The sequence below is a fragment of the Nocardia sp. NPDC058518 genome, assembly GCF_042719655.1.
In the GTDB taxonomy this organism is placed as follows: domain Bacteria; phylum Actinomycetota; class Actinomycetes; order Mycobacteriales; family Mycobacteriaceae; genus Nocardia.
The window spans coordinates 21,034-42,040 of the sequence record NZ_JBHXNJ010000006.1; the positions used below are offsets into that span (position 1 = coordinate 21,034).

Genomic DNA, 21,007 nt, shown 5'->3' on the forward strand with positions numbered 1-21,007 from the left:
TGCGGGCCATGCATTCTCTCGGCAGGATCATCGGAATCGGACTCGTCGCGGCCGCCGCGATTACGACAGCGGCCTGCGGCTCCGACACGGATTCGAGCAGCTCGCCGAGTTCGACCGCGGCGGGCGGGAACACCGCGAGCACGGGCCTCGAATGCACGGCCGACGACGTGAAGGTCAGCGGTGGATTCGGCGAGGCGCCCAAGATCACCATCCCCGACACCTGCGATGTGCCCAAGACCTTGATCGTCAAGGATCTGGTGGTCGGCAGCGGGCCCGGCGCGGTGGCGGGGCAGCCGCTGACCATGAACTACGAGCTGGTCACCTGGTCGGACAAGCAGGTGCTCGACAGCTCCTTCCAGCGCGGCAAGCCGTTCGGGCTGACCCTCGGCGCGGGCCAGGTCATCCAGGGCTGGGACGAGGGCCTGATCGGCGTGCAGCAGGGCACGCGCAGGCTGCTGATCGTGCCGCCGAACCTGGGCTACGGCGAAGGCGGCAACGGTGTCGCGCCGAACGAGACGCTGGTCTTCGTGACCGACGCGGTGCAGGTCGGCCGCTAGCGCGGTACCGGACCGAACCCACAACCAACCGCCGATTGCGCGACCGCGCAGGCGGTCAACTACCCTGGTCGGGATGCGTGCGCCGCTCCTACTCAGGGCGCGTTGCCCCATGCGGGGACACCACCATGAACTACGAACCAAGGAGTATGTCCGTGAAGAGCACCGTCGAGCAGCTGAGCCCGACCCGGGTCCGGATCAACGTCGAGGTGCCCTTCGAGGAGCTGAAGCCCGACTTCGACAAGGCCTACAAGGCGCTGGCACAGCAGGTCAAGATCCCCGGCTTCCGTCCCGGCAAGGCTCCGGCCAAGCTGATCGAGACCCGTGTCGGCCGTGGCGCCGTGCTCGAGCAGGTCGTCAACGACGCACTGCCGAACAAGTACGCCGAGGCCATTCAGACCGCTGAGGTCAAGGTCATCGGCCAGCCCGAGATCGAGATCACCAAGATCGAAGACGGCGAAGAGCTGGCGTTCACCGCCGAGGTCGACGTGCGCCCCGAGATCACCCTGCCCGATTACTCGGGCATCGAGGTGACTGTCGATTCCTTCACCATCGGTGACGACGACATCGAGGAGCAGCTCACCTCGCTGCGTCAGCGCTTCGGCACCCTCACCGGTGTCGAGCGGGCCGTTGCCGATGGCGACTTCGTGTCGATCGACCTGTCGGCCACCGTCGATGGTGAGGACGTCCCCGAGGCGGCCACCACCGGCCTGTCGCACGAGGTCGGTTCGGGTCAGCTGATCGAGGGCCTCGACGAGGCCGTCATCGGCCTGAAGGCCGGCGAGTCCGCCGAGTTCACCTCCACCCTGGTGGCGGGCGACCACGCGGGCAAGGAAGCACTGATCACCGTGGCCGTGCAGTCGGTCAAGGAGCGCGAGCTGCCCGAGGCCGACGACGAGTTCGCCCAGCTGGCGAGCGAGTTCGACACCATCGACGAGCTCAAGGAAGACCTGAAGGGCCGCGTCGAGCGCGTCAAGAAGGTCGAGCAGGCCGGTTCGATCCGCGACAAGGTGCTCGACACCCTGCTCGAGACCGTCGAGGTCCCGCTGCCCGAGGCCGTCGTCAAGGCCGAGGTCGACGCCGTGGTCCACGACGCCGTGCACGGTTTCGACCACGACGAGGCCAAGCTGGCCGAGGCGCTCGAGGCGCAGGGCTCCTCCCGCGAGGAGTTCGACAAGGACACCCAGGAAGCCGCCGAGAAGTCGGTGAAGACCCAGCTGCTGCTCGACGCCATCGCCGAGGCCGAGAACACCCAGGTCGGCCAGCAGGAGCTGACCGAGCGGATCCTGTTCCAGGCCCAGCGTTACGGCATGTCGCCGGAGCAGTTCATCCAGCAGGTGCAGCAGGCGGGCCAGCTCGGTGCGGTCTTCGCCGACGTGCGACGCGGCAAGGCGCTGGCCGGAGTTGTCGGTCAGGTGAAGGTTACCGATTCCGACGGCAACGTGGTCGACACGACCGAAATGTTCGGTGACCCTGCGGATTCCGCTGAAATCGAGCTGGACGAAGCCGCTGCTGAGTAGGTTTTGCCCGCGTGATTTGATTGCGCTGTGAGCGAAGAGGGGCGGTACCGGGAGTTCGGTGCCGCCCTGCTTCGTTAGTGTTTGTGACGACGACCCGTATTCGTATGGCCGTAGCAATCGGTGAGAAGAGAAGGCAGGTATCCGTGACAATCAACCAGGCAGGGGTCATGACAGCCACTACTGCTGGTCTCAACCTCAGTGATTCGGTGTACGAGCGTCTGCTGCGCGAGCGGATCATCTTCCTGGGCAGCCAGGTGGACGACGACATCGCGAACAAGATCTGCGCGCAGATCCTGCTGCTCTCGGCCGAGGATTCGACCAGGGACATCGCTCTCTACATCAATTCCCCCGGTGGCTCGGTCACCGCGGGCATGGCGATCTACGACACCATGCAGTTCGCCGAGTGCGACATCGCCACCTACGGCATGGGCTTGGCGGCATCGATGGGGCAGTTCCTGCTCACCGCGGGCACCAAGGGCAAGCGCTTCGCGCTGCCGCACACCCGGATCATGATGCACCAGCCGTCGGCGGGCATCGGTGGTTCGGCGGCCGATATCGCGATCATGGCCGAGCAGTTCGCCCACACCAAGCGTGAGCTCAACGAACTGCAGTCGCTGCACACCGGCAAGTCGGTGGAGCAGGTGACCGAGGATGCGGACCGCGACCGCTGGTTCACGGCGAAGGAAGCCCTGGAATACGGCTTCATCGACCACGTGGTCGCGCACGCGAACCAGGCGAAGTAACGCCGCCGTCCCCCCTCACTCGAGACAAGCTTGGAGATAAAGATGGCCAACCTCTTCGACCCGCGCGCCGGCCATGGCGGCTCCGCTGCGGGCCTCCCGCAGTCGCGCTACATCCTGCCGCAGTTCACCGAGCAGACTTCGTTCGGCGTCAAGACCTCCGACCCGTACAACAAGCTGTTCGAGGAGCGCATCATCTTCCTGGGCAACCAGGTCGACGACGTCTCGGCGAACGACATCATGGCGCAGCTGCTGGTGCTGGAGTCCCAGGACCCCGACCGCGACATCACCATGTACATCAACTCGCCCGGTGGCTCGTTCACCGCGCTGATGGCGATCTACGACACCATGCAGTACGTGCGCCCCGACGTGGTCACGGTCTGCCTGGGTCAGGCCGCCTCGGCCGCCGCGGTGCTGCTGGCCGCCGGTGCCCCCGGTAAGCGTGCCGCACTGCCCAACGCGCGCATCCTGATCCACCAGCCGTCCTCCGGCGGTGTGCAGGGTCAGGTGTCCGACCTCGAGATCGCCGCGGCCGAGATCGAGCGGATGCGTCGCCTGATGGAAGTCACCATCTCGCGCCACACCGGCAAGCCCGAGGAGCAGGTCCGCAAGGACACCGACCGCGACAAGATCCTGACCGCCGACGAAGCCAAGGACTACGGCATCATCGATCAGGTCTTCGACTACCGCAAGCTCAGCGGACAGAAGTGACACGCCCGGGCCCGCTGTCCTGATCTGGGCGGCGGGCCCGGTTTTTTCACCGGGCTTGGCCCACAATGGTGAGAACCCGCACAACCCTTCACATCGAACATGCGCGAGTTGTCGACCTGTCTCGCGCACAACAGGTACGGTCGACTCAGGGACCATTGCTCTGATTGACGGCACCGAGACGTATTTCCGGCCCAATCGGGGGACGACGGTCGCACTCGGACAAGGAAGTAGGGACCTACGAGATGGCGCGCATCGGAGACGGCGGCGATCTGCTGAAGTGCTCGTTCTGCGGAAAGAGCCAGAAGCAGGTCAAGAAGCTCATCGCGGGCCCCGGGGTGTATATCTGCGACGAGTGCATCGACCTGTGCAACGAGATCATCGAAGAAGAGCTGGCCGAGTCGAGCGAAGTGAAGCTCGACGAGTTGCCCAAGCCTTCGGAGATCCGGGATTTCCTGGAGAACTACGTGATCGGCCAGGACACCGCCAAGCGGACCCTCGCCGTCGCGGTCTACAACCACTACAAGCGCATCCAGGCGGGCGACAAGGGTCGCGACAGCCGCGGTGAGACCGTGGAGCTGGCCAAGTCGAACATCTTGATGCTCGGCCCCACCGGCTGCGGTAAGACCTACCTCGCGCAGACCCTGGCCAAGATGCTGAACGTGCCGTTCGCCATCGCCGACGCCACCGCGCTCACCGAGGCGGGCTATGTCGGTGAGGATGTCGAGAACATCCTGCTGAAGCTGATCCAGGCCGCCGACTACGACGTCAAGCGCGCCGAGACCGGCATCATCTACATCGACGAGGTCGACAAGATCGCCCGCAAGAGCGAGAACCCGTCGATCACCCGCGATGTGTCGGGCGAGGGTGTGCAGCAGGCGCTGCTGAAGATCCTGGAGGGCACCCAGGCGAGTGTGCCGCCGCAGGGCGGTCGCAAGCACCCGCACCAGGAGTTCATCCAGATCGACACCACCAACGTGCTGTTCATCGTGGCGGGTGCCTTCGCGGGCCTGGAGAAGATCATCTCCGACCGCACCGGTCACCGCGGCATCGGCTTCGGCGCCGAGGTGCGCTCCAAGGCCGAGGTCGACACCGACGACCACTTCGCCGACGTGATGCCAGAGGATCTGATCAAGTTCGGTCTGATCCCCGAGTTCATCGGCCGCCTGCCCGTCGTCGCCTCGGTGACGAACCTGGACAAGGAATCGCTGGTCACAATCCTCTCCGAGCCGAAGAACGCACTGGTCAAGCAGTACGTTCGGCTGTTCGAGATGGACGGCGTCGATCTCGAGTTCACCACCGACGCCCTCGAGGCGATCGCCGATCAGGCCATCCTGCGGGGCACCGGCGCTCGTGGCCTGCGCGCCATCATGGAAGAGGTCCTGCTGCCGGTGATGTACGACATCCCCGGCCGCGACGACGTCGCCAAGGTGGTCGTGAACGCCGACACCGTCATCGACAACGTCCTCCCGACGATCGTGCCGCGGAAGGCGCAGCGTCCGGAGCGTCGCGAGAAGTCGGCGTAACAAACCAACAGCGAAGGGCCCCTTCGGATCTGATCCGGAGGGGCCCTTCGCTATGTGTCGGTGGGCGCTAGTTGAGGGCCGGGTTCCCCAGGCTCGGCGCGGCCAGGAGATCGTCGCCGTCGTCTACCGGGATCTCCGCGCTGGCACGGACGATCGCGGTGCTGTAGCGGGCGCTGGCGGCATTGTGGATGAGCAGTGCGACACCGATCATCACCGGGGCCACCGCGTGCACAGCGGCGTCGTACCAGTGCTGCGCGCTCAGGTGCGGATAGGTGTTGAGGGCGATGGTCAGCGTGAGCAGGAACAGCTCGGCCACCAGAACCTGGTTGCGGTTGCCCATCACGCCCCACTCGGCCACCCGCGTGGTGCCGATCATGATGATGATCAGGCACACGCTGATCATCGCCTCCAGGCCGAAGCTGGCCCAGTAGAGCGGATCGCTGGGTCCGCCGGGGGCGATGTTGTGCTGGACGTTCACCGCCGACCACAGCATGCCCGTGATCACCACGCCGGCCAGCGCCCGCAACGACCAGGTGCGGTGCTGATAGAGCGAGGCGAGGCGGGCGCGCGGGTTGGACTCGCGGCGTTGCGCGGCGATGGCCTTGCGGGCCAGCATCAGGTCCGACATCTCGGCCCGCTCGAGCTCCGCGGTGGTGTCACGCAGGCGGTCGGCGTGTGAGGAGGCGGCCTTGATGTGCTTCCAGCGCTGGTCGCGCTCGTAGGTGCGGATTTTTTCGGCGAGTTCGCGCTCGGCGCGCAACTCGTCTTCGGACAGCGCGTCGGTCAGTGCCGGATCGGACTGATAGGCGATGCGGCGCCTGGCCCGTTCCACCCGCACGGGCAGAGCGGTGACCTCGTGATCGAGCGGGTGTTCCTCGCGCATCGCAACTCCAGGTAGCAAAAGGGTTCGCCGGGTCGCGTCATTGTTGCGCATCGAGCGGGGGTACCACACCCGCGGGCCCGAATTACTCGACCCGCGGGCGCTGAAAATGTCTGGCGCACAACTGTGTAGCTGTCGATGGAGCAGAACGGGAGACGGTGACGACCGTTGGTGAATCGGTCGCGCCCGGAGCCGAGGAGCTTCGTTGATCCTCCGTGGTTCGCCGTTGAACCTTGATCCCGAAAAGTGCTTCTGATGATGTGTCGTCGCAGGTCATCAGGGTGTTACTCAGGACGGATCAGCCCCGTCCTTTCGTCCGTTTGGTCCGTCTTGCTCGGCCTTCACCAGATACGACGGACTCGGCACGCAAAACTCATCGGCGTATCCTCGCGGTGTGTCGGACTGGTGCTGCCGATTTCGTGCTGTTTACTCGGTCCGTCAATCAGATGTTCGAGTGACGAGTGGAAGCGGAGGAGACATGGCACTGCCTACGATGACCGCCGAACAGCGCACCGAGGCGTTGGCCAAAGCGGCTGCCGTGCGCAAGGCGCGCTCGGAACTGATCGGCAAGGTGAAGGAGGGCAAGGTCACCGTCGCCGATCTGCTCAAGAAAGCCGACAGCGATGACCTGGTGAAAAAGACCAAGGTCGCTGCCGTGATCAAGGCACTGCCGGGCGTTGGTCCGGTCAAAGCTGCCAAGCTGATGGATCAGGCCGAGATTCCCGAGGATCGCCGCATCGGCGGCCTCGGTGCTCGCCAGCGCGCGGCACTGCTCGACGCCCTCGAGGCCTGAGCCGATTCGCGATCCGACGCCCGTGGAGCTGGATGCACGGGCGTCGGGATGGTCTGTGAGTACCAAGTAGGTGATTTACACGCAGTAGGTCAGCAGGAAGTCGTTGATCCGCAGGCGCCATCCCGGTTGCAATTCGATCGGGAGGGTGCCGACGCGAGACCAGCGTTCGCTGTCGGGGGCGGCGAAGAAGGTTCCGGAGGTCGCGGGGGCCTCGCGGACGAACACCTTGCCACGGTCGGGGGCGACGAAGGCATGAACCCGCGAGACGAGCCGATCGCGCTCGATCAGTATCGGCGTCGCCGCGGAAGCGCGTACCGATTCTTCCCCCGAGGGGTTGCGGCCGAGGACGTAAGGCCGGTCCAGTGGGTAGCTGAGCCCGTCTTCGGTGACCAGCGCGCCGCGCGAACCGCTATGGGGCGCTGTGCCTTTGCTCAACGCGACCGGTTCACCGCGGTTGGCGGCATCGAGTGCTTGCGACCACGCGCGGGGTGTGTTGGCGGCGGGCGAGTTGCGCGGGCCCGTGCTCACGGTGACGCCGTCCGCGGTGCTCGGCCGCTCGCCCGTGCTCACCGTTTCACTGTCGGGTCGGCCCGCGTCGGGCGCAAAACCCGAGGTCGCGGGTTGGTCGGCCGTCGGTGCCGGGAATCCCGCGGTGGCCGGGAGCGCGTCGCTGGTGTCGGTGGGCCGCGAGGTCGGGGGGCGCAGGGCTTGGAAGCCGGTGGCCTCGGTCGGTGCGGGTTCGTCGATGGATTCGACCCGGCGGGGCGGCGGATTGCGGCGTCGGCCCAGGTTGAGAACGAAACCGTTGCCGGTGACGATGCCCGCGCGCAGGTCGGTGCGCGGATTGGCGCTGGTGGGATCGGCCATCTCGGCGCCGACCGCGATCCGGCGGACCGGTTCGCGGATGATCTCGTCGACCCAGGTGAAGGCCCGGTCGCCGGCGAGGCGGCGGTTGCCCTCCGCGCCGGAGATCTCGGCGATCACCGCGCCGCGCAACAGGATCAGCATCCCGTCGGCGGTCGGGGCGAGCACACCGAAAGGCGGTGGGGCAGAAGCTCCGCCGAACACCACGCCTGCCAGCCGCTGCGCCAATGCCGCACCGGGTGCGCTCGCTGCCGTGTTGTTGGCGACGGTTTCCACCGCTCCGAGTAACCGATCGGTCGACGGGGTCTCCCCGGCCAGATAGACGACGACATCGCCGAATCTGGCGACGATCCCGGTCCCCGGCACGATTGCCACGGTGGACGAATGCGCGTGCATCAACGCCTCCTTGTCGGACTGGCCTTCACCGCGGCCTCGGCCGACCCGCTGTGCGGCAGACCGCGACCGAGGTCTCCGCCGTCAGCATAGATGGCCCGGCGCTCGGGGATAAGGTCCGTAGGTGAACTCCGAACACCGTTCGTACCAAACAGTGTTCGTCGGCCGCGTAGGATCGGCGCATGAACGCCGCACCCGTCAGTCGCCGGGCCCGACCGGCGAAAGTCCCCTTGAGCCGGGACCTCGTCATCGAAACCGGCTTGCGCATCCTCGATACCGACGGCTCGGCCGCGCTCACCATGCGCCGGGTCGCGAAGGAACTCGACACAGGCGCCGCGTCGCTGTACGTCTATGTCGCCCATCGCGACGACCTGCTGATCGGGATGCTCGATCACGTGCTGTCCCAGGTCCCGGTCCCCACCGAGGGTGACTGGCGTACGCGGGTGACCCAGCTGGTCGAGACCTCGATCGATGCCCTCGGCCGCCACGACGGTCTCGCGCTCGTCGCCTTCGGCCGGTTCCCGACCACCGAACACGCCCTCGGCCTGATCGAGCAGTTGCTGAGCCTGCTGCGCGAAGGTGGCCTCGACCCCGCGACCGCCACCTGGGCCGTTGACCTGATCTACCTCCACATCGCCGCCGAGGCCGCCGAGAATTCCGGCGCCGGGGGCTCGGCGTACCGCGCAGACCTCTCCCGGCGCCTGGCCGACCTGCCCACCCGCTTCCCGACGATGATCGCGTGGCAGACGCACCTGCGCGACGGCGACGGTGACGCCCGCGCCCGCTGGGCCCTGCGCGCGCTGCTCAACGGAATCGTCGCCACCCCGGTGGGTGCGCGATGAGCGGCAGCGGTATCGCGGGGGAGACCGGCGTGGATTCCGCGAAGCGGCCTGCCCGGCGCCCGGTGGTCGGTGGACCTGTCCGCCTCGCGCGTGAGGCGGAGATCGCGGCGCTGCAGGAGATCGAGCGGCGGGCGGGCGCACCGTTCGCCGAGGTGGGGATGACCGCCGTCGCCGACGATGAGCCCCCACCGTGGGAAGTGTTGCGCGCCTTCATCGTCGAGGGTCGCGCGTGGGTGTGGCCCGACGACAGCGATCACCCGATCGGCTACCTGGTTCTCGGCATTGTCGACGAGCAGCCCCACGTCGACCAGGTCTCCGTCGACCCGGCCTACGCGGGCGCGCGGATCGGCAAGCGGCTGATCGATCACGCGGTGCGCTGGGCGAAGGCCGTTGGCCTGCACGAGATCACGCTCACCACGTTCACCCAGGTCCCGTGGAACGGCCCGTACTACGAACGCCTCGGCTTCACCTACATTCCCGCGGCAGACGAACCGCCGGGCCTGCGCGCGATCCGTGCCACCGAACTGGCCCACGGCCTCGACGCGTGGCCACGCGCGTCCATGCGCGCCGAACTCGCGAATTGGCGATTCGACTGAACCGGCAGTGGTGATCGTGCCCGGCCCGGCGGCTCCGGGCTGAGCGGCTGGTGGCGGCAGGCTTGCCGCCACCAGATCGGCGGTGGGCTCAGCTGGTGATCGCGGCGTGTCTGGCGAAGGCCGCTTCGGCGGCGGGGACGGCGGCTTCGCGGTCGGTGTCGACCAGGCCGATGCGGGTGCGGCGGTCGAGGAGGTCGTCGACGGTGAGAGCGGCTTCGTGGGTGATGGCGAAGTCGAATTCGGCTGCGGTGACATCGATTCCGGGGGCGACCGGTTCCGCCAGGGCGGGGTCGGCGAGCCACGCGGAGACGATCTGGCTCGCTTCGCTGCCGTAGCGCTCGATGAGGACCGGTGGCGCGTCGATGCGATCGCGGGCCGCATCGGCGACCGCGCCGACGAGGGGAAGGTGGGTGGTGCGGCAGGGCGCGGCCTGCAGCGCTGACCGATCGACTGCCGCGTCGACGGCGTCCTGGGCCATCTGGCGGTAGGTGGTGAGCTTGCCGCCGACGACGGTGATCAGGCCGTCGGGGGCGGTGAGGACCGCGTGTTCGCGGGAGATGTCGGCGGTGCTGTCGTCGGCGGTTTTGAGCAGTGGGCGCAGGCCGGCGAACTTGCCGCGGATGTCGGCGCGGGTCAGCGGTTCGCGCAGGGCGGTGTTGATGGTGTCGAGCAGGAAGTCGATCTCGACCTCGGTGGGCTGGGGCACGTCGGGAATCGGTCCGGGTGCGTCCTCGTCGGTGAGTCCGAGGTAGACGCGGCCGTGCGCGGCGGGCAGCGCGAAGACGAACCGGCTGATGCTGCCCGGCACCGGCACCGTGAGCGCGGCGCTGAGCCCACCGAAGGCCGCGGCGTCGAAGACGAGGTGGGTGCCGCGGCTGGGCCGCAACTCGATGCTGTGGTCGACCTCGCCCGCCCACACACCGGTCGCGTTCACGACCGCGCGCGCCCGGATCGCCAAGGTATCGCCGGTGAGAGTGTCGCGCAGCTGGACCGAATCACCGGTTGCCGCAACGGCTTCCATCCGGGTGAGCACCGTCGCGCCGGTCGCGGCCGCCGTGCGAGCCAGTGCGACGACCAAACGCGCGTCGTCGACGAGTTGACCGTCCCAAGCCTGCAACCCACCGCGCAGCCCGTCCCGTCGCACGGTCGGCGCCAAGCGCAGAGCCTCGGCGGCGGCCACCCGGCGCGAGCGCGGCAACGTGTCGACGGAGGTACGCGCCGCGATCCGCAGCGCGTCACCGGCGGCGAAACCCGCACGGATGAGCGAACTCTGGCCCAGCTTGATGCCGGGCAGCAAGGGAACGAGCTGGGGGAGCGGGCGCACCAGATGCGGTGCGGTGGTGCGCAACAGGATCCCGCGTTCGACCGCGCTCTCGTGCGCGATCCCGACCCGTCCGCTCGCCAGATACCGCAGACCACCGTGCACCAGCTTCGAACTCCAGCGGCTGGTGCCGAACGCGAAGTCGTTGCGCTCCACCAGGATTGTGCGCAGTCCGCGCGCTGCGGCGTCGAGGGCGACGCCGGCTCCGGTCACACCGCCGCCGATCACCACCAGATCGACCTCGGGATTGTCGCCGAGCGCGATGAGGTCGGCGGTACGTCGCGCCGCGTTCAGGGTGGCACCGGAAGAGCGGGAGTCAGGAGTCATCACAGTCCTTATCGGGTAGCGGGAGCAGATAACCCTCGACAGCCCTGGACAATTCGGCATCGAACTCCGCGCCTGCCAGCAATGACTCCACCGTGCCCGCCGACTGCACCGCCGACTGGGTGATGAGCAGCAGCATGGTGGCCATGTGTTCGGCATTTCCCGCCCGGATCGACCCGTCCTCGTGGCCGAGCCCGATCACATTCGCGAACAGCGCGATCAGCGTGCGCTGATTGCGGCCCAACCGGCCGAACACATAGGTGAGCATCAGGTCGGTGTCGGTGCGGAAGATCTTGGCGAACACCGCGTTCGACCTGATCGCCGCCGCACCCGCCACGATGCCGTGGACCAGCCGATCCCGGCCGAGGCCGGTGTCGGGGACGTTCTCGGCGACGATCGTGCGCAGTTCACGGACCAGCAGCTCGGCGATCAGCGACCCGGTGTCGGGCCAGCGGCGATAGACCGTCGGCCTGCTCACACCCGCCCGCCGCGCCACCTCGGTGAGCGTGGTTCGGCGAACCCCGAAATCGACGACGCAGGCCCGTGTGGCATCGAGAATCGCCACGTCGGTGGGCGAAAGCTGGTCAGCGTGGGTCGCGAGGTCGATCATCGTGCTTCACCGCCGGTGTGTTCGGCGGCGCCGAGGGTACGGCGCCGGGGGTCGGGCTGGAACCGCCCAAGGGTATCGAGCGGACCAGCGGGGTTGCGGTCGCGAATGTTCGGTAGTGACATCCGACAGCGGTATGGATGCCGACTCTGGGACATGTCGTTGGTTACTGCTTGACACTATATGTCATTATGTAACGCATGGTCGAGACGCAACGCGAACAATCGGGGTCTGCCACCGTGGCACCGAACATGGTGTGGGACGCCTGGGGCGTCGCCGCCGGTCACCAGCCGCTGTCAGCCCAGATCCGTGGCCTGCTCGCGCAGGTGTTCGGGATCTCGGGTGAGCCGGTCGCGCGCCGTGACGAGAACGATGTGCCGCTGATCCCCACCACGCTCACCGCCGCCGATAGGTCCGGTCTGGCCGGGATCGTCGGTGACGAACATCTCACCACCGCCGACATCGACCGGCTCCGGCACGCGGGCGGCAAGAGCACCCCCGACCTGCTACGCCGTCGTGCGAGCACACCGCAGGACGCCCCCGACGCCGTCGTTTTCCCCGCCGATCACCCCCAGGTTCTCGCGCTGCTGAAGTACTGCGCCGAACACGGCATCGCCGTAGTCCCGTTCGGCGGCGGAACCAGCGTGGTCGGTGGCGTGGATCCGGTACGCGGGCAGTTCGGCACCGTGATCGCGCTCGATCTGCGCAGGCTCGACACGCTCACCGCGGTCGACCCGGCCAGCGGCACCGCCACCCTCGGCGCCGGGCTCACCGGGCCGCAGGCCGAGGAGTTGCTCGGCGCGCACGGGCTCTCGCTCGGGCACTTTCCGCAGAGTTTCGAATTCGCCAGCATCGGCGGTTTCGCCGCGACCAGGTCGTCGGGTCAGGCCTCGGCGGGCTACGGCCGGTTCGACGACATGGTCGAACGCCTGGTGATCGCGACCCCGCAGGGCACCCTCGACCTCGGTCGCGCCCCCGCGTCGGCGGCCGGACCCGACCTGCGCGAGTTGTTCGTCGGGTCCGAGGGCGCGCTCGGCATCATCACCTCGGTCACCTTGCGGGTGCATCCCGTGCCGGAAACCGTTGGCTACCAAGCCTGGTCGTTCCCCGACTTCGCCACCGGAGCCGCCGCGCTGCGTAGTGTGGTGCAGGCCGGTGCCGCGCCGACGGTGATGCGGTTGTCCGACGAGGCCGAAACGGGCCTGAACCTGGCCCGCTCCGCCGATGTCGGCGGCAACCCGGTCTCGGGCTGCCTCGCCATCACCACCTTCGAGGGCAGTAAGGCCCACGTCGCCGCCCGATCTGCCGAGGCGAGTGACCTGCTCGCCGCCGCGGGCGGCACCGCGCTCGGCGAGGCACCCGCGCAGCAGTGGGAGCACGGCCGGTTCGCCGCGCCCTACATGCGTGACGCGCTGCTCGATGTCGGCGTGCTGTGCGAGACCCTCGAAACCGCCACCAGCTGGGCCAACCTGGGCAATCTCAAGGTGAAGGTCACCGGCGCGCTGATGGACGCACTCGGCGCGCAGGGCACACCCGCGCTGGTCATGTGCCACATTTCGCACACCTACCCGACCGGGGCCTCGCTGTACTTCACCGTGGTCACCAAGCAGCTCGACGATCCGATCGCGCAGTGGCGCATCGCCAAATCCGCCGCGAGCGACGCGATGGTCGCCGCGGGCGGCACCATCACCCACCACCACGCCGTCGGCGCCGACCACCGTCCGTGGATGGGCGCCGAAATCGGTGACCTGGGGGTTCGGGTGTTGCGTGCGGTGAAGCGCGAACTCGACCCCACCGGAGTGCTCAACCCTGGGAAGCTGGTGCCGTGAAAGAATATTCGGTGCGGCGCGTGGTGGTTGTCACGAACCCGCATTCCGGGTCGGGCCGTGGCGACGGTGTCGCCGAGGCGGTACTGGCCGAACTGCTGGCGCGCGATGTCGAGGTGGTCGAGGTGCGGGCGCCGAGTGCGGACGAGTCGGTGACGCAGGTCAGGACGCTTGTCGCGGGCGAGGACCGGCCGGATGCGGTGATCTGCGTCGGCGGTGACGGGCTGATGAACGTGCTGCTGGCCGCTGTCGCGCACAGCGGGGTGCCGCTGGGACTGGTGCCCGCGGGCACCGGCAACGACCTGGCGCGCGAATTCGGCATACCCACCGGTGACCCGCTGGCCGCTGTCGGGATCGTGCTCGGCGGTCGAACCCGGACCATCGATCTGGGGCGGATCGAATCACCGGACGCCACACCCACCTGGTTCGCGACCGTGGTCGGCACCGGGTTCGATGCGCGAGTCACCATGCGCGCCAACAAGATGCGCTACCCACGCGGCCCCCTGCGCTACACCGCGGCCGCTGTTGCCGAGCTCATGCGGGGCTACACACTGCCGTTCCGGATCGAGATGTCGGGCCTCGCGCCCGGCGCACTGGACAATCCACCCGACTCACACGTGGTGATCCTGACCGACGCGGTGATGGCGCCGATCGGCAACACCCGCACCTACGGCGGCGGGATGCTGGTGTGTCCGGAAGCACGCGCCGACGACGGCTACCTCGACATCACGGTGGTCGGTGCGGTGTCGCGGCTGGAGATGGCGCGGCTGCTGCCCGCGTTGTCGGCGGGCAAACGGATCGACCATCCCGCGACGAAGCGCTACCGGGCGCGGCGGATCACGGTCAGCGCCGAGGGCGGGTACGCGACGGCCGATGGTGAGCCCGCGGGGATGTTGCCGGTGACGGTGCAGGCGATGCCGGGGGCGCTGAGCGTGCTGGTGCCGTGAGCGCCTCGATCAGGCCGCGTCGAAGGCGATGCGCGACACCGCGTGCAGCGTCGGACGGTCGATGATCACCACCGATGTTGATGACAGCGGATGCGGATCCGGGTTCGGCGCGTGGGTGGCGTCGCGGGCTCCGAGGGAGTCCATCATCGTTTCCCAGCGGCGGCAGTGCGCGGTGAAGGCGATGCTGTTGACGCGTCTGCCCCGGCTGATCTGACCGGATCTGGCCTGCTCCGCGGGCACGTCGATGAGCACCATGTGCAGTTCGCGGTGACTGCGCGCGGCCCAGCGGGTGATCAGGCGCCTGCTCCAGCGGAAGGTCGCGCAGTCGTGGATGGCGACCGGTCCATCGCCCTCGCGCAGTGCGTCGCGGATCGCGCGGTAGTGCGCGAGGTGGACCAGCGGGCGCCACAGCGAGTACGGCGCCCAGCCGAGGCGGTGGCGCAGGCGATTGCGGGTGTGGTTCGAGTCGAGAACCAGGGCGCCGGACGCGGTGCGCACCGGATGTTCGGCATCGGGGCCCGCGCCGAAGAAGCGGTGTAGCGCGGTGGACTTTCCCGCGCCGGGCACACCGGCGAAGACCAGGACCGTGGTGCTCGGGTAGCGCAGTTCTTCGACCTCGCCGGCGCGTAGGTCCACCAAAGCGATCGGGGTGATGATCCTCGGAGCCGATGCGGGAACGGGGGACGAGGAATCGAGCGGAGGCGTCACCCTCTCCAGGGTCCGTTAATTCGGACAAAACGGCAATCGGGGGTTACCCGGATCTTCGGGCTGGAGGCTTGGGGCACAAGGGTTTCCGCGTGTCGTCGTGGCGCGTCACAGCCCTCGCCACCAGCGCGAGGCCGAAGCTGAGAATTCCATATGGATTCTGCTCGGCACGGTTGATCGCCGGTAGGATCACAGGTGTAGACGGAGTCTTCGGTGTCCCTCATCCACCGAAGATTCCGTCTTTTTTTGTGCTGGGGTAGGCGGGAAAAAGCTGGTTGCCGCCTCCCCTTAGGATTGGGACGTGACCAGCGCAGCCCCTGACAACTCGCGTAATCGTGCCGATGCCCTGCCCAAGAGCTGGAACCCCAGCGAGGTAGAGGCCGACCTGTACGAGGGCTGGGTAAACGCCGGGTACTTCGCCGCCGACGCGTCCTCGGACAAGCCGCCGTACTCGATCGTGCTGCCGCCGCCGAATGTCACCGGTACCCTGCACATGGGCCACGCGCTCGACCACACGATCATGGACCTGCTCACCCGCCGCAAGCGGATGCAGGGCTACGAGGTGCTGTGGCTGCCGGGCATGGACCACGCGGGTATCGCCACGCAGACGGTGGTGGAGAAGCAGCTCGCCGTCGACGGGAAGTCCAAGGAGGACTTCGGGCGCGAGCTGTTCATCGACAAGGTGTGGGACTGGAAGCGCGAGTCCGGCGGGCAGATCCAGGGGCAGATGCGTCGCCTCGGTGACGGCGTCGACTGGAGCCGCGACCGCTTCACCATGGACGACGGTCTCTCGCGCGCGGTGCAGACGATCTTCAAACGGCTCTACGACTCGGGCCTGATCTACCGCGCGGAGCGACTGGTGAACTGGTCGCCGGTGCTGCAGACCGGCATCTCCGACCTCGAGGTCGACCACAAGGAGGTCGACGGCGAGCTCGTGAGCATGCGATTCGGTTCGCTGAACGACGACGAGCCGCACGTCATCGTGGCCACCACCCGCGTGGAGACGATGCTCGGTGACACCGCGGTGGCGGTGCACCCCGACGACGAGCGCTACCAGGCTTTGATCGGCACCACGCTCTACCACCCGATCACCGGCCGTCAGATCCCGATCGTCGCCGACGACTACGTCGACCCCGAATTCGGTTCCGGCGCGGTGAAAATCACCCCGGCGCACGACCCCAACGACTTCGAGCTCGGCCTGCGCCACGGTCTGCCGATGCCGACGATCATGGACAAGACCGGCCGGATCGCCGACAGCGGCACCGAATTCGACGGCATGGACCGCTTCGAAGCCCGCGTCAAGATCCGCGAGCGGCTCGAGGCCGAAGGTCGCATCGCCGGGCGTAAGTTCCCCTACAAGCACCAGGTCGGCCACTCGGAGCGCTCCGGCGAGCCGGTCGAGCCGCGCCTGTCGATGCAGTGGTGGGTCAAGGTCGACACCCTGGCCAAAGCCGCCGGTGACGCCGTGCGCGAAGGCGATGTGAAGATCCACCCGGCCAGCCAGGAACCGCGCTGGTTCGACTGGGTCGACAACATGCACGACTGGTGCATCTCGCGTCAGCTGTGGTGGGGCCACCGCATCCCGATCTGGTACGGCCCCGAGGGCGAGATGGTGTGCCTGGGCCCCGGCGAGGAAGCGCCAGAGGGCTGGGTGCAGGACCCCGATGTGCTCGACACCTGGTTCTCCTCCGGCCTGTGGCCGTTCTCCACGATGGGCTGGCCCGACGCCACCCCCGAGCTGGCGAAGTTCTATCCCACCAGCGCGCTCGTCACCGGCTACGACATCATCTTCTTCTGGGTCGCCAGGATGATGATGTTCGGCATGTACGTCAGCGACGACCCGGTGCTCACCGCCGGGAAGGGCGGACGCAAGCAGGTGCCCTTCCAGGATGTGTTCCTGCACGGCCTGATCCGCGACCAGCACGGCAAGAAGATGTCGAAGTCGCGCGGCAACGGCATCGACCCGCTGGACTGGATCAACTCCTACGGCGCCGACGCGCTGCGCTTCACCCTGGCCCGCGGCGCCCAGCCCGGCGGGGATCTGTCGGTCGGCGACGCGCACGCGCTGGCCTCGCGCAGCTTCGTCACCAAGCTGTTCAACGCCACCAAGTTCGCGCTGATGAACGGCGCGCGCATCGGCGAGCTGCCCCCGCGCGAGACCCTCACCGACGCCGACCGCTGGATCATCGACCGGCTCGACGCCGTCCGCGCCGAGGTCGACACCGCCTTCGACGCCTACGAATTCGGCAAGGCCTGCGAGGCGCTCTACCACTTCGCGTGGGACGAGCTGTGCGACTGGTACCTGGAGCTCTCCAAGGTGCAGTTCGCCGAATCCGACGCGCGCGCCGAGAGCACCGCGGTGGTGCTCGGCAGTGTGCTCGACGCGGTGCTGCGCCTGCTGCACCCGGTGATCCCGTTCGTCACCGAGACCCTGTGGAAGGCGCTCACCGGCGGCGAATCGGTGGTGATCGCCCCGTGGCCGCAGGCCAGTGGCATCGCGACCGACGAAGTCGCGGCCCAGCGAGTGGCCGATACACAGCGGTTGATCACCGAGATCCGCCGGTTCCGCGGCGATCAGGGGCTGGCCGACAAGCAGAAGGTGAAGGCCACTCTCGTCGGGCTCGACGAGGCCGGGCTCGACGCGTTCGCCGACTCGGTGGCCAACCTGGCCCGCCTCACCGAACCGGGCGACGACTTCGCCACCACCGCCGAAGTGCAGGTCCGGCTGTCGGCTGCGACGGTCACCGTGCAGCTCGACACCTCCGGCGCGATCGACCTCGACGCCGAACGCCGCAGGCTGGAAAAGGATCTCGCGGCCGCGCAGAAAGACCTCGACACCACGACGGCCAAACTCGGCAACGAGGCCTTCCTGGCCAAGGCGCCGCAGCCGGTCGTCGACAAGATCACTGCTCGTCGGGATGTGGCCACGGCCGAAGTCACGCGCATCGGCGCCCGCCTGGCGGAGCTGAGCGCCAAGTGAGCGACATGGGCCCCGGTGACTCCGACGACGCCGATTTCGGCGGCAGCGACTACAGCGCGGCCCAGCTCAACACCGGGCCGTCACCGGTCGACCTCGCCGAAATGGCCCTGGTAGAGGCCGAACTCGACAAGCGCTGGCCCGAAACCAAGATCGAGCCGTCGCTCACCAGGATCGCCACCCTGATGGATCTGCTGGGTAACCCGCAGAACAACTATCCGGCCATCCACATCGCGGGCACCAACGGCAAGACCTCGGTGACCAGGATGATCGACGCGCTGCTCACCGCGCTGCACCGGCGCACCGGCCGGATCACCAGCCCGCACCTGCAGCTGGCGACCGAGCGGATCAGCATCGACAACACGCCGATCTCGCCCGCCGACTACGTGGCGACCTATCACGAACTCGCGCCGTATGTCGGCATGATCGACCAGCGCTCCGCCGAATCCGGCGGCCCGGCGATGAGCAAGTTCGAGGTGCTCACCGGCATGGCCTACGCCGCGTTCGCCGAGGCTCCGGTCGACGTGGCCGTCGTGGAAACCGGCATGGGCGGCACCTGGGACGCCACCAATGTGATCCACGCGCAGGTCGCGGTGATCACCCCGATCGGCCTCGACCACACCGAATACCTCGGTCCCGACCTCGAGTCGATCGCCAAGGAGAAGGCCGGGATCATCAAGCGCGCCCCCGAGGCGCTGATCCCGACCGACACCGTCGCGGTGATCGCCGAGCAGGAGCCCGAGGTGATGGACGTGCTGCTGCGCCGAGCCGTGGCCGAGGACGCCGCGGTGGCCCGCGAGGGCGCGGAGTTCCGGCTGCTGGAACGGGCCGTGGCCGTCGGCGGACAGCTACTGACCCTGCAGGGACTCGGCGGCGTCTACGACGAGATCTTCCTGCCGCTGCACGGTGAGCACCAGGCCCGCAACGCGGCGCTGGCGCTGGCCGCCGTGGAGGCGTTCTTCGGCGCAGGCGCCGATCGCCAGCTCGACATCGAGGCCGTGCGCAGCGGTTTCGCGACAGTGGCCAGCCCTGGACGGATGGAACGGATGCGCAACGCGCCGACCATCTTCGTCGACGCCGCCCACAACCCGGCGGGAGCGCAGGCACTGGCCGCGACGCTCACCGGCGAGTTCGACTTCCGCAAGCTGGTCGGGGTGGTCGCGGTGCTCGCAGACAAGGACGCGGCCGGGATTCTCGACGCGCTCGAGCCGGTCTTCGACGAAATCGTCGTCACCAGCAACGGTTCACCGCGGGCCATGGATGTGGACACACTGGCCGACCTGGCCGTACAGCGCTTCGGCGATGAACGAGTGATCACCGCCGACACCCTGCCCGACGCGCTGGAGTCGGCGATCGCGCTGGCCGAGCAGGCGGGCGACGAGGGTGACGTGATCTCCGGCGCCGGCGTGATCGTCACCGGGTCGGTCGTCACCGCGGGTGCGGCGCGCGCCCTGTTCGGAAAGGCTCCGGCATGAGTACTGTGCCTCCTCCCGCCAACGATCCGTGGAAGGGTCTTCGCGGGGTCATGGCGGGGACCCTGGTCCTCGAGGCGATCGTGGTCCTGCTGGCGCTGCCGGTGGTCGCCGATGTCGGCGGCGGTGTCACCTGGATCTCCGGGACCTACCTCGTGGTGCTCTCGCTGCTGATGATCCTGGGCGCGGGTGTGCAGCGTAAGCCGTGGGCGATCCCGTTCAACCTGGGTCTGCAGGTGTTGCTGCTCGCAGGCACGTTCATCCACCTGTCGATCGGCGTGATCGCGGTGGTGTTCATCGCGGTATGGGCGTTCATCCTGATCTTGCGCTCGGACGTTCAGCGACGAATGGACGCAGGCCTACTCCCCAGCCAGCGAATGCATACGAAGTCCTGACGGTTGCCGGGTACGCAGGCCTACTCCCCAGCCAGCGAATGCATACGAAGTCCTGACCGGCTCGAGGGCCCGATCGGCGTGCTGACACGGCCGACGCTAGGGTTACCCCGTGACTGAGCAGACGTTGGTACTCATCAAGCCGGACGGTGTCTCCCGGGGCCTCACCGGCGAGATCCTCGCGCGCATCGAGCGCAAGGGCCTCACCTTCCAGGCGCTGGAGCTGAAGAACGTGTCCGTGGAACTCGCGGCCGAGCACTACGCCGAACACGCCGAGCGGCCCTTCTTCGGCTCGCTCATCGAATTCATCACCTCCGGCCCGGTCGTCGCGGCCGTGCTCGAAGGCCCGCGCGCGATCGCGGCGTTCCGTCAGCTCGCCGGTGGCACCGACCCGGTGGAGAAGGCCGTGCCCGGCACCATCCGCGGCGACTTCGGCCTGGAGACCCAGTACAACCTGGTCCACGGATCCGACTCGCCCGAGTCCGCCAAGCGCGAGATCGCCCTCTGGTTCCCCGAATTTCCCGCCTGACCCGCCTGGTTTCCCAGCGCCGTCAAGGTAGTTGGACACCCGGTCAGGCGGTATCGAACTCCGCCCGGCCGGGTCGCCTTCGCTCGCTGTATCCGCCGGGTGAAACGACCGTCGTGAGCGGGGCGGAGTTCGCGTGAGTTGCGCCGATGGCGATCCCCGTGCGAACCGTATGGGATACTGACTACGGATGTGTTCGACGCCGACCTGTCGCGCAGGTACGTGACGCGGCGGCGGACATGACCGGATGACACCGCGGTTGATGCCGATCATCGCTGCCACGGACGGCCCTGTTGCTGGGGTTGCCCGCGCAGGCACGCTGGATGAGCGCTCGAAAGCGCGGTGCCACGCCGTACAGCCAGGCGCCGTGTGACCGGTTGGCGCGCCAGACGATCGATCAAGGTGCGACCGGACACGCGGGGCGAGACCAGATGACCCTCGTACCATCGGGTACGAGGTGCACGGACGATGCCCCCGCGTCGGCCGCGTCACTC

General features: G+C 68.0%; 19 protein-coding genes. 14 read left to right on the forward strand and 5 right to left on the reverse strand.

Features of this window, described 5'->3' with window-relative positions; translation table 11 throughout:
* Positions 1–8: 8 nt before the first annotated feature.
* The 5 genes from ACFWPX_RS12795 to clpX all read left to right on the forward strand — a co-directional run bounded on the left by ACFWPX_RS12795 (position 9) and on the right by clpX (position 5,048).
* Positions 9–557, forward strand: a complete 549-nt coding sequence (locus ACFWPX_RS12795) for an FKBP-type peptidyl-prolyl cis-trans isomerase (RefSeq protein WP_378918192.1) — start codon at positions 9–11, stop codon at positions 555–557.
* Between the two features lie 152 nt (positions 558–709).
* Positions 710–2,074: a trigger factor gene (gene tig / locus ACFWPX_RS12800; RefSeq protein ID WP_378918190.1), complete on the forward strand. Its 1,365-nt coding sequence runs from the start codon at positions 710–712 to the stop codon at positions 2,072–2,074.
* Between the two features lie 167 nt (positions 2,075–2,241).
* The gene (locus tag ACFWPX_RS12805; RefSeq protein WP_378918188.1) at positions 2,242–2,817 is read left to right on the forward strand and encodes an ATP-dependent Clp protease proteolytic subunit; all 576 of its coding nucleotides are present in this window, start codon (positions 2,242–2,244) and stop codon (positions 2,815–2,817) included.
* Between the two features lie 42 nt (positions 2,818–2,859).
* Positions 2,860–3,525, forward strand: a complete 666-nt coding sequence (locus ACFWPX_RS12810; RefSeq protein WP_378918186.1) for an ATP-dependent Clp protease proteolytic subunit — start codon at positions 2,860–2,862, stop codon at positions 3,523–3,525.
* 242 nt (positions 3,526–3,767) lie between these two features.
* On the forward strand, positions 3,768–5,048 hold the full coding sequence (gene clpX, locus ACFWPX_RS12815; protein WP_378909324.1) for an ATP-dependent Clp protease ATP-binding subunit ClpX: 1,281 nt from the start codon (positions 3,768–3,770) through the stop codon (positions 5,046–5,048).
* Between the two features lie 67 nt (positions 5,049–5,115).
* Here the strand turns inward: clpX and ACFWPX_RS12820 are convergent, their stop codons facing one another.
* On the reverse strand, positions 5,116–5,931 hold the full coding sequence (locus tag ACFWPX_RS12820) for a hypothetical protein (RefSeq protein ID WP_378927572.1): 816 nt from the start codon (positions 5,929–5,931) through the stop codon (positions 5,116–5,118).
* A 475-nt stretch (positions 5,932–6,406) separates the two neighbouring features.
* Here ACFWPX_RS12820 and mihF point away from each other — a divergent pair, with 475 nt between their 5' ends.
* Positions 6,407–6,721 carry an integration host factor, actinobacterial type gene (gene mihF, locus ACFWPX_RS12825; RefSeq protein WP_019045768.1) on the forward strand — a complete coding sequence of 105 codons (315 nt, stop codon included), beginning with the start codon at positions 6,407–6,409 and terminating at the stop codon, positions 6,719–6,721.
* A 75-nt stretch (positions 6,722–6,796) separates the two neighbouring features.
* Here the strand turns inward: mihF and ACFWPX_RS12830 are convergent, their stop codons facing one another.
* Positions 6,797–7,981 carry an FHA domain-containing protein gene (locus ACFWPX_RS12830; RefSeq protein WP_378927573.1) on the reverse strand — a complete coding sequence of 395 codons (1,185 nt, stop codon included), beginning with the start codon at positions 7,979–7,981 and terminating at the stop codon, positions 6,797–6,799.
* A gap of 179 nt (positions 7,982–8,160) precedes the next feature.
* On the opposite strand from ACFWPX_RS12830, the gene ACFWPX_RS12835 reads away from it, so the two are divergent.
* Complete coding sequence (locus tag ACFWPX_RS12835) at positions 8,161–8,820, forward strand: TetR/AcrR family transcriptional regulator (protein ID WP_378927574.1); 660 nt, start codon at positions 8,161–8,163, stop codon at positions 8,818–8,820.
* Positions 8,817–9,416, forward strand: a complete 600-nt coding sequence (locus ACFWPX_RS12840) for a GNAT family N-acetyltransferase (RefSeq protein WP_378918178.1) — start codon at positions 8,817–8,819, stop codon at positions 9,414–9,416. Before ACFWPX_RS12835 ends, ACFWPX_RS12840 begins: the two co-directional genes overlap by 4 nt.
* Positions 9,417–9,504: 88 nt before the next feature.
* Here ACFWPX_RS12840 and ACFWPX_RS12845 read toward each other — a convergent pair whose 3' ends face one another.
* Both ACFWPX_RS12845 and ACFWPX_RS12850 read right to left on the reverse strand, forming a co-directional pair.
* On the reverse strand, positions 9,505–11,064 hold the full coding sequence (locus tag ACFWPX_RS12845) for a glycerol-3-phosphate dehydrogenase/oxidase (protein ID WP_378927575.1): 1,560 nt from the start codon (positions 11,062–11,064) through the stop codon (positions 9,505–9,507).
* A complete protein-coding gene (locus ACFWPX_RS12850) occupies positions 11,054–11,671 on the reverse strand; it encodes a TetR/AcrR family transcriptional regulator (protein WP_378918175.1) in 618 nt (205 codons plus the stop codon). Before ACFWPX_RS12850 ends, ACFWPX_RS12845 begins: the two co-directional genes overlap by 11 nt.
* Before the next feature lie 197 nt (positions 11,672–11,868).
* Here ACFWPX_RS12850 and ACFWPX_RS12855 point away from each other — a divergent pair, with 197 nt between their 5' ends.
* Both ACFWPX_RS12855 and ACFWPX_RS12860 read left to right on the forward strand, forming a co-directional pair.
* Positions 11,869–13,497 (forward strand): FAD-binding oxidoreductase, encoded by a 1,629-nt coding sequence (locus tag ACFWPX_RS12855; RefSeq protein ID WP_378927576.1) that lies wholly within the window; start codon positions 11,869–11,871, stop codon positions 13,495–13,497.
* On the forward strand, positions 13,494–14,441 hold the full coding sequence (locus ACFWPX_RS12860) for a diacylglycerol kinase family protein (RefSeq protein ID WP_378927577.1): 948 nt from the start codon (positions 13,494–13,496) through the stop codon (positions 14,439–14,441). Before ACFWPX_RS12855 ends, ACFWPX_RS12860 begins: the two co-directional genes overlap by 4 nt.
* Before the next feature lie 9 nt (positions 14,442–14,450).
* Here ACFWPX_RS12860 and ACFWPX_RS12865 read toward each other — a convergent pair whose 3' ends face one another.
* Positions 14,451–15,149, reverse strand: a complete 699-nt coding sequence (locus ACFWPX_RS12865) for an AAA family ATPase (RefSeq protein ID WP_378927578.1) — start codon at positions 15,147–15,149, stop codon at positions 14,451–14,453.
* Positions 15,150–15,447: 298 nt separating this feature from the next.
* Here ACFWPX_RS12865 and ACFWPX_RS12870 point away from each other — a divergent pair, with 298 nt between their 5' ends.
* The 4 genes from ACFWPX_RS12870 to ndk all read left to right on the forward strand — a co-directional run bounded on the left by ACFWPX_RS12870 (position 15,448) and on the right by ndk (position 20,516).
* Positions 15,448–18,126 (forward strand): valine--tRNA ligase, encoded by a 2,679-nt coding sequence (locus ACFWPX_RS12870; protein WP_378918167.1) that lies wholly within the window; start codon positions 15,448–15,450, stop codon positions 18,124–18,126.
* Positions 18,127–18,227: 101 nt separating this feature from the next.
* On the forward strand, positions 18,228–19,598 hold the full coding sequence (locus ACFWPX_RS12875; RefSeq protein ID WP_378918396.1) for a bifunctional folylpolyglutamate synthase/dihydrofolate synthase: 1,371 nt from the start codon (positions 18,228–18,230) through the stop codon (positions 19,596–19,598).
* Positions 19,595–19,990, forward strand: a complete 396-nt coding sequence (locus ACFWPX_RS12880) for a DUF4233 domain-containing protein (RefSeq protein ID WP_378918165.1) — start codon at positions 19,595–19,597, stop codon at positions 19,988–19,990. The genes ACFWPX_RS12875 and ACFWPX_RS12880 overlap by 4 nt, the downstream gene beginning before the upstream one ends.
* 109 nt (positions 19,991–20,099) lie before the next feature.
* Positions 20,100–20,516: a nucleoside-diphosphate kinase gene (ndk, locus tag ACFWPX_RS12885; RefSeq protein ID WP_378918163.1), complete on the forward strand. Its 417-nt coding sequence runs from the start codon at positions 20,100–20,102 to the stop codon at positions 20,514–20,516.
* Positions 20,517–21,007: the final 491 nt, after the last annotated feature.

What these genes read in the sequence shown, in the direction of transcription:
- ACFWPX_RS12875 (WP_378918396.1), top strand. Translation starts at nt 18,228, where the DNA reads ATGGCCCTGGTAGAGGCCGAACTCGACAAGCGCTGGCCCGAAACCAAG.
- ACFWPX_RS12840 (WP_378918178.1), top strand. Translation starts at nt 8,817, where the DNA reads ATGAGCGGCAGCGGTATCGCGGGGGAGACCGGCGTGGATTCCGCGAAG.
- ACFWPX_RS12880 (WP_378918165.1), top strand. Translation starts at nt 19,595, where the DNA reads ATGAGTACTGTGCCTCCTCCCGCCAACGATCCGTGGAAGGGTCTTCGC.
- ACFWPX_RS12845 (WP_378927575.1), bottom strand. Translation starts at nt 11,064, where the DNA reads ATGACTCCTGACTCCCGCTCTTCCGGTGCCACCCTGAACGCGGCGCGA.
- clpX (WP_378909324.1), top strand. Translation starts at nt 3,768, where the DNA reads ATGGCGCGCATCGGAGACGGCGGCGATCTGCTGAAGTGCTCGTTCTGC.
- ACFWPX_RS12795 (WP_378918192.1), top strand. Translation starts at nt 9, where the DNA reads ATGCATTCTCTCGGCAGGATCATCGGAATCGGACTCGTCGCGGCCGCC.
- ACFWPX_RS12850 (WP_378918175.1), bottom strand. Translation starts at nt 11,671, where the DNA reads ATGATCGACCTCGCGACCCACGCTGACCAGCTTTCGCCCACCGACGTG.
- ACFWPX_RS12855 (WP_378927576.1), top strand. Translation starts at nt 11,869, where the DNA reads ATGGTCGAGACGCAACGCGAACAATCGGGGTCTGCCACCGTGGCACCG.
- mihF (WP_019045768.1), top strand. Translation starts at nt 6,407, where the DNA reads ATGGCACTGCCTACGATGACCGCCGAACAGCGCACCGAGGCGTTGGCC.
- ACFWPX_RS12820 (WP_378927572.1), bottom strand. Translation starts at nt 5,931, where the DNA reads ATGCGCGAGGAACACCCGCTCGATCACGAGGTCACCGCTCTGCCCGTG.
- ACFWPX_RS12830 (WP_378927573.1), bottom strand. Translation starts at nt 7,981, where the DNA reads ATGCACGCGCATTCGTCCACCGTGGCAATCGTGCCGGGGACCGGGATC.
- ACFWPX_RS12805 (WP_378918188.1), top strand. Translation starts at nt 2,242, where the DNA reads ATGACAGCCACTACTGCTGGTCTCAACCTCAGTGATTCGGTGTACGAG.
- ACFWPX_RS12810 (WP_378918186.1), top strand. Translation starts at nt 2,860, where the DNA reads ATGGCCAACCTCTTCGACCCGCGCGCCGGCCATGGCGGCTCCGCTGCG.
- ACFWPX_RS12835 (WP_378927574.1), top strand. Translation starts at nt 8,161, where the DNA reads ATGAACGCCGCACCCGTCAGTCGCCGGGCCCGACCGGCGAAAGTCCCC.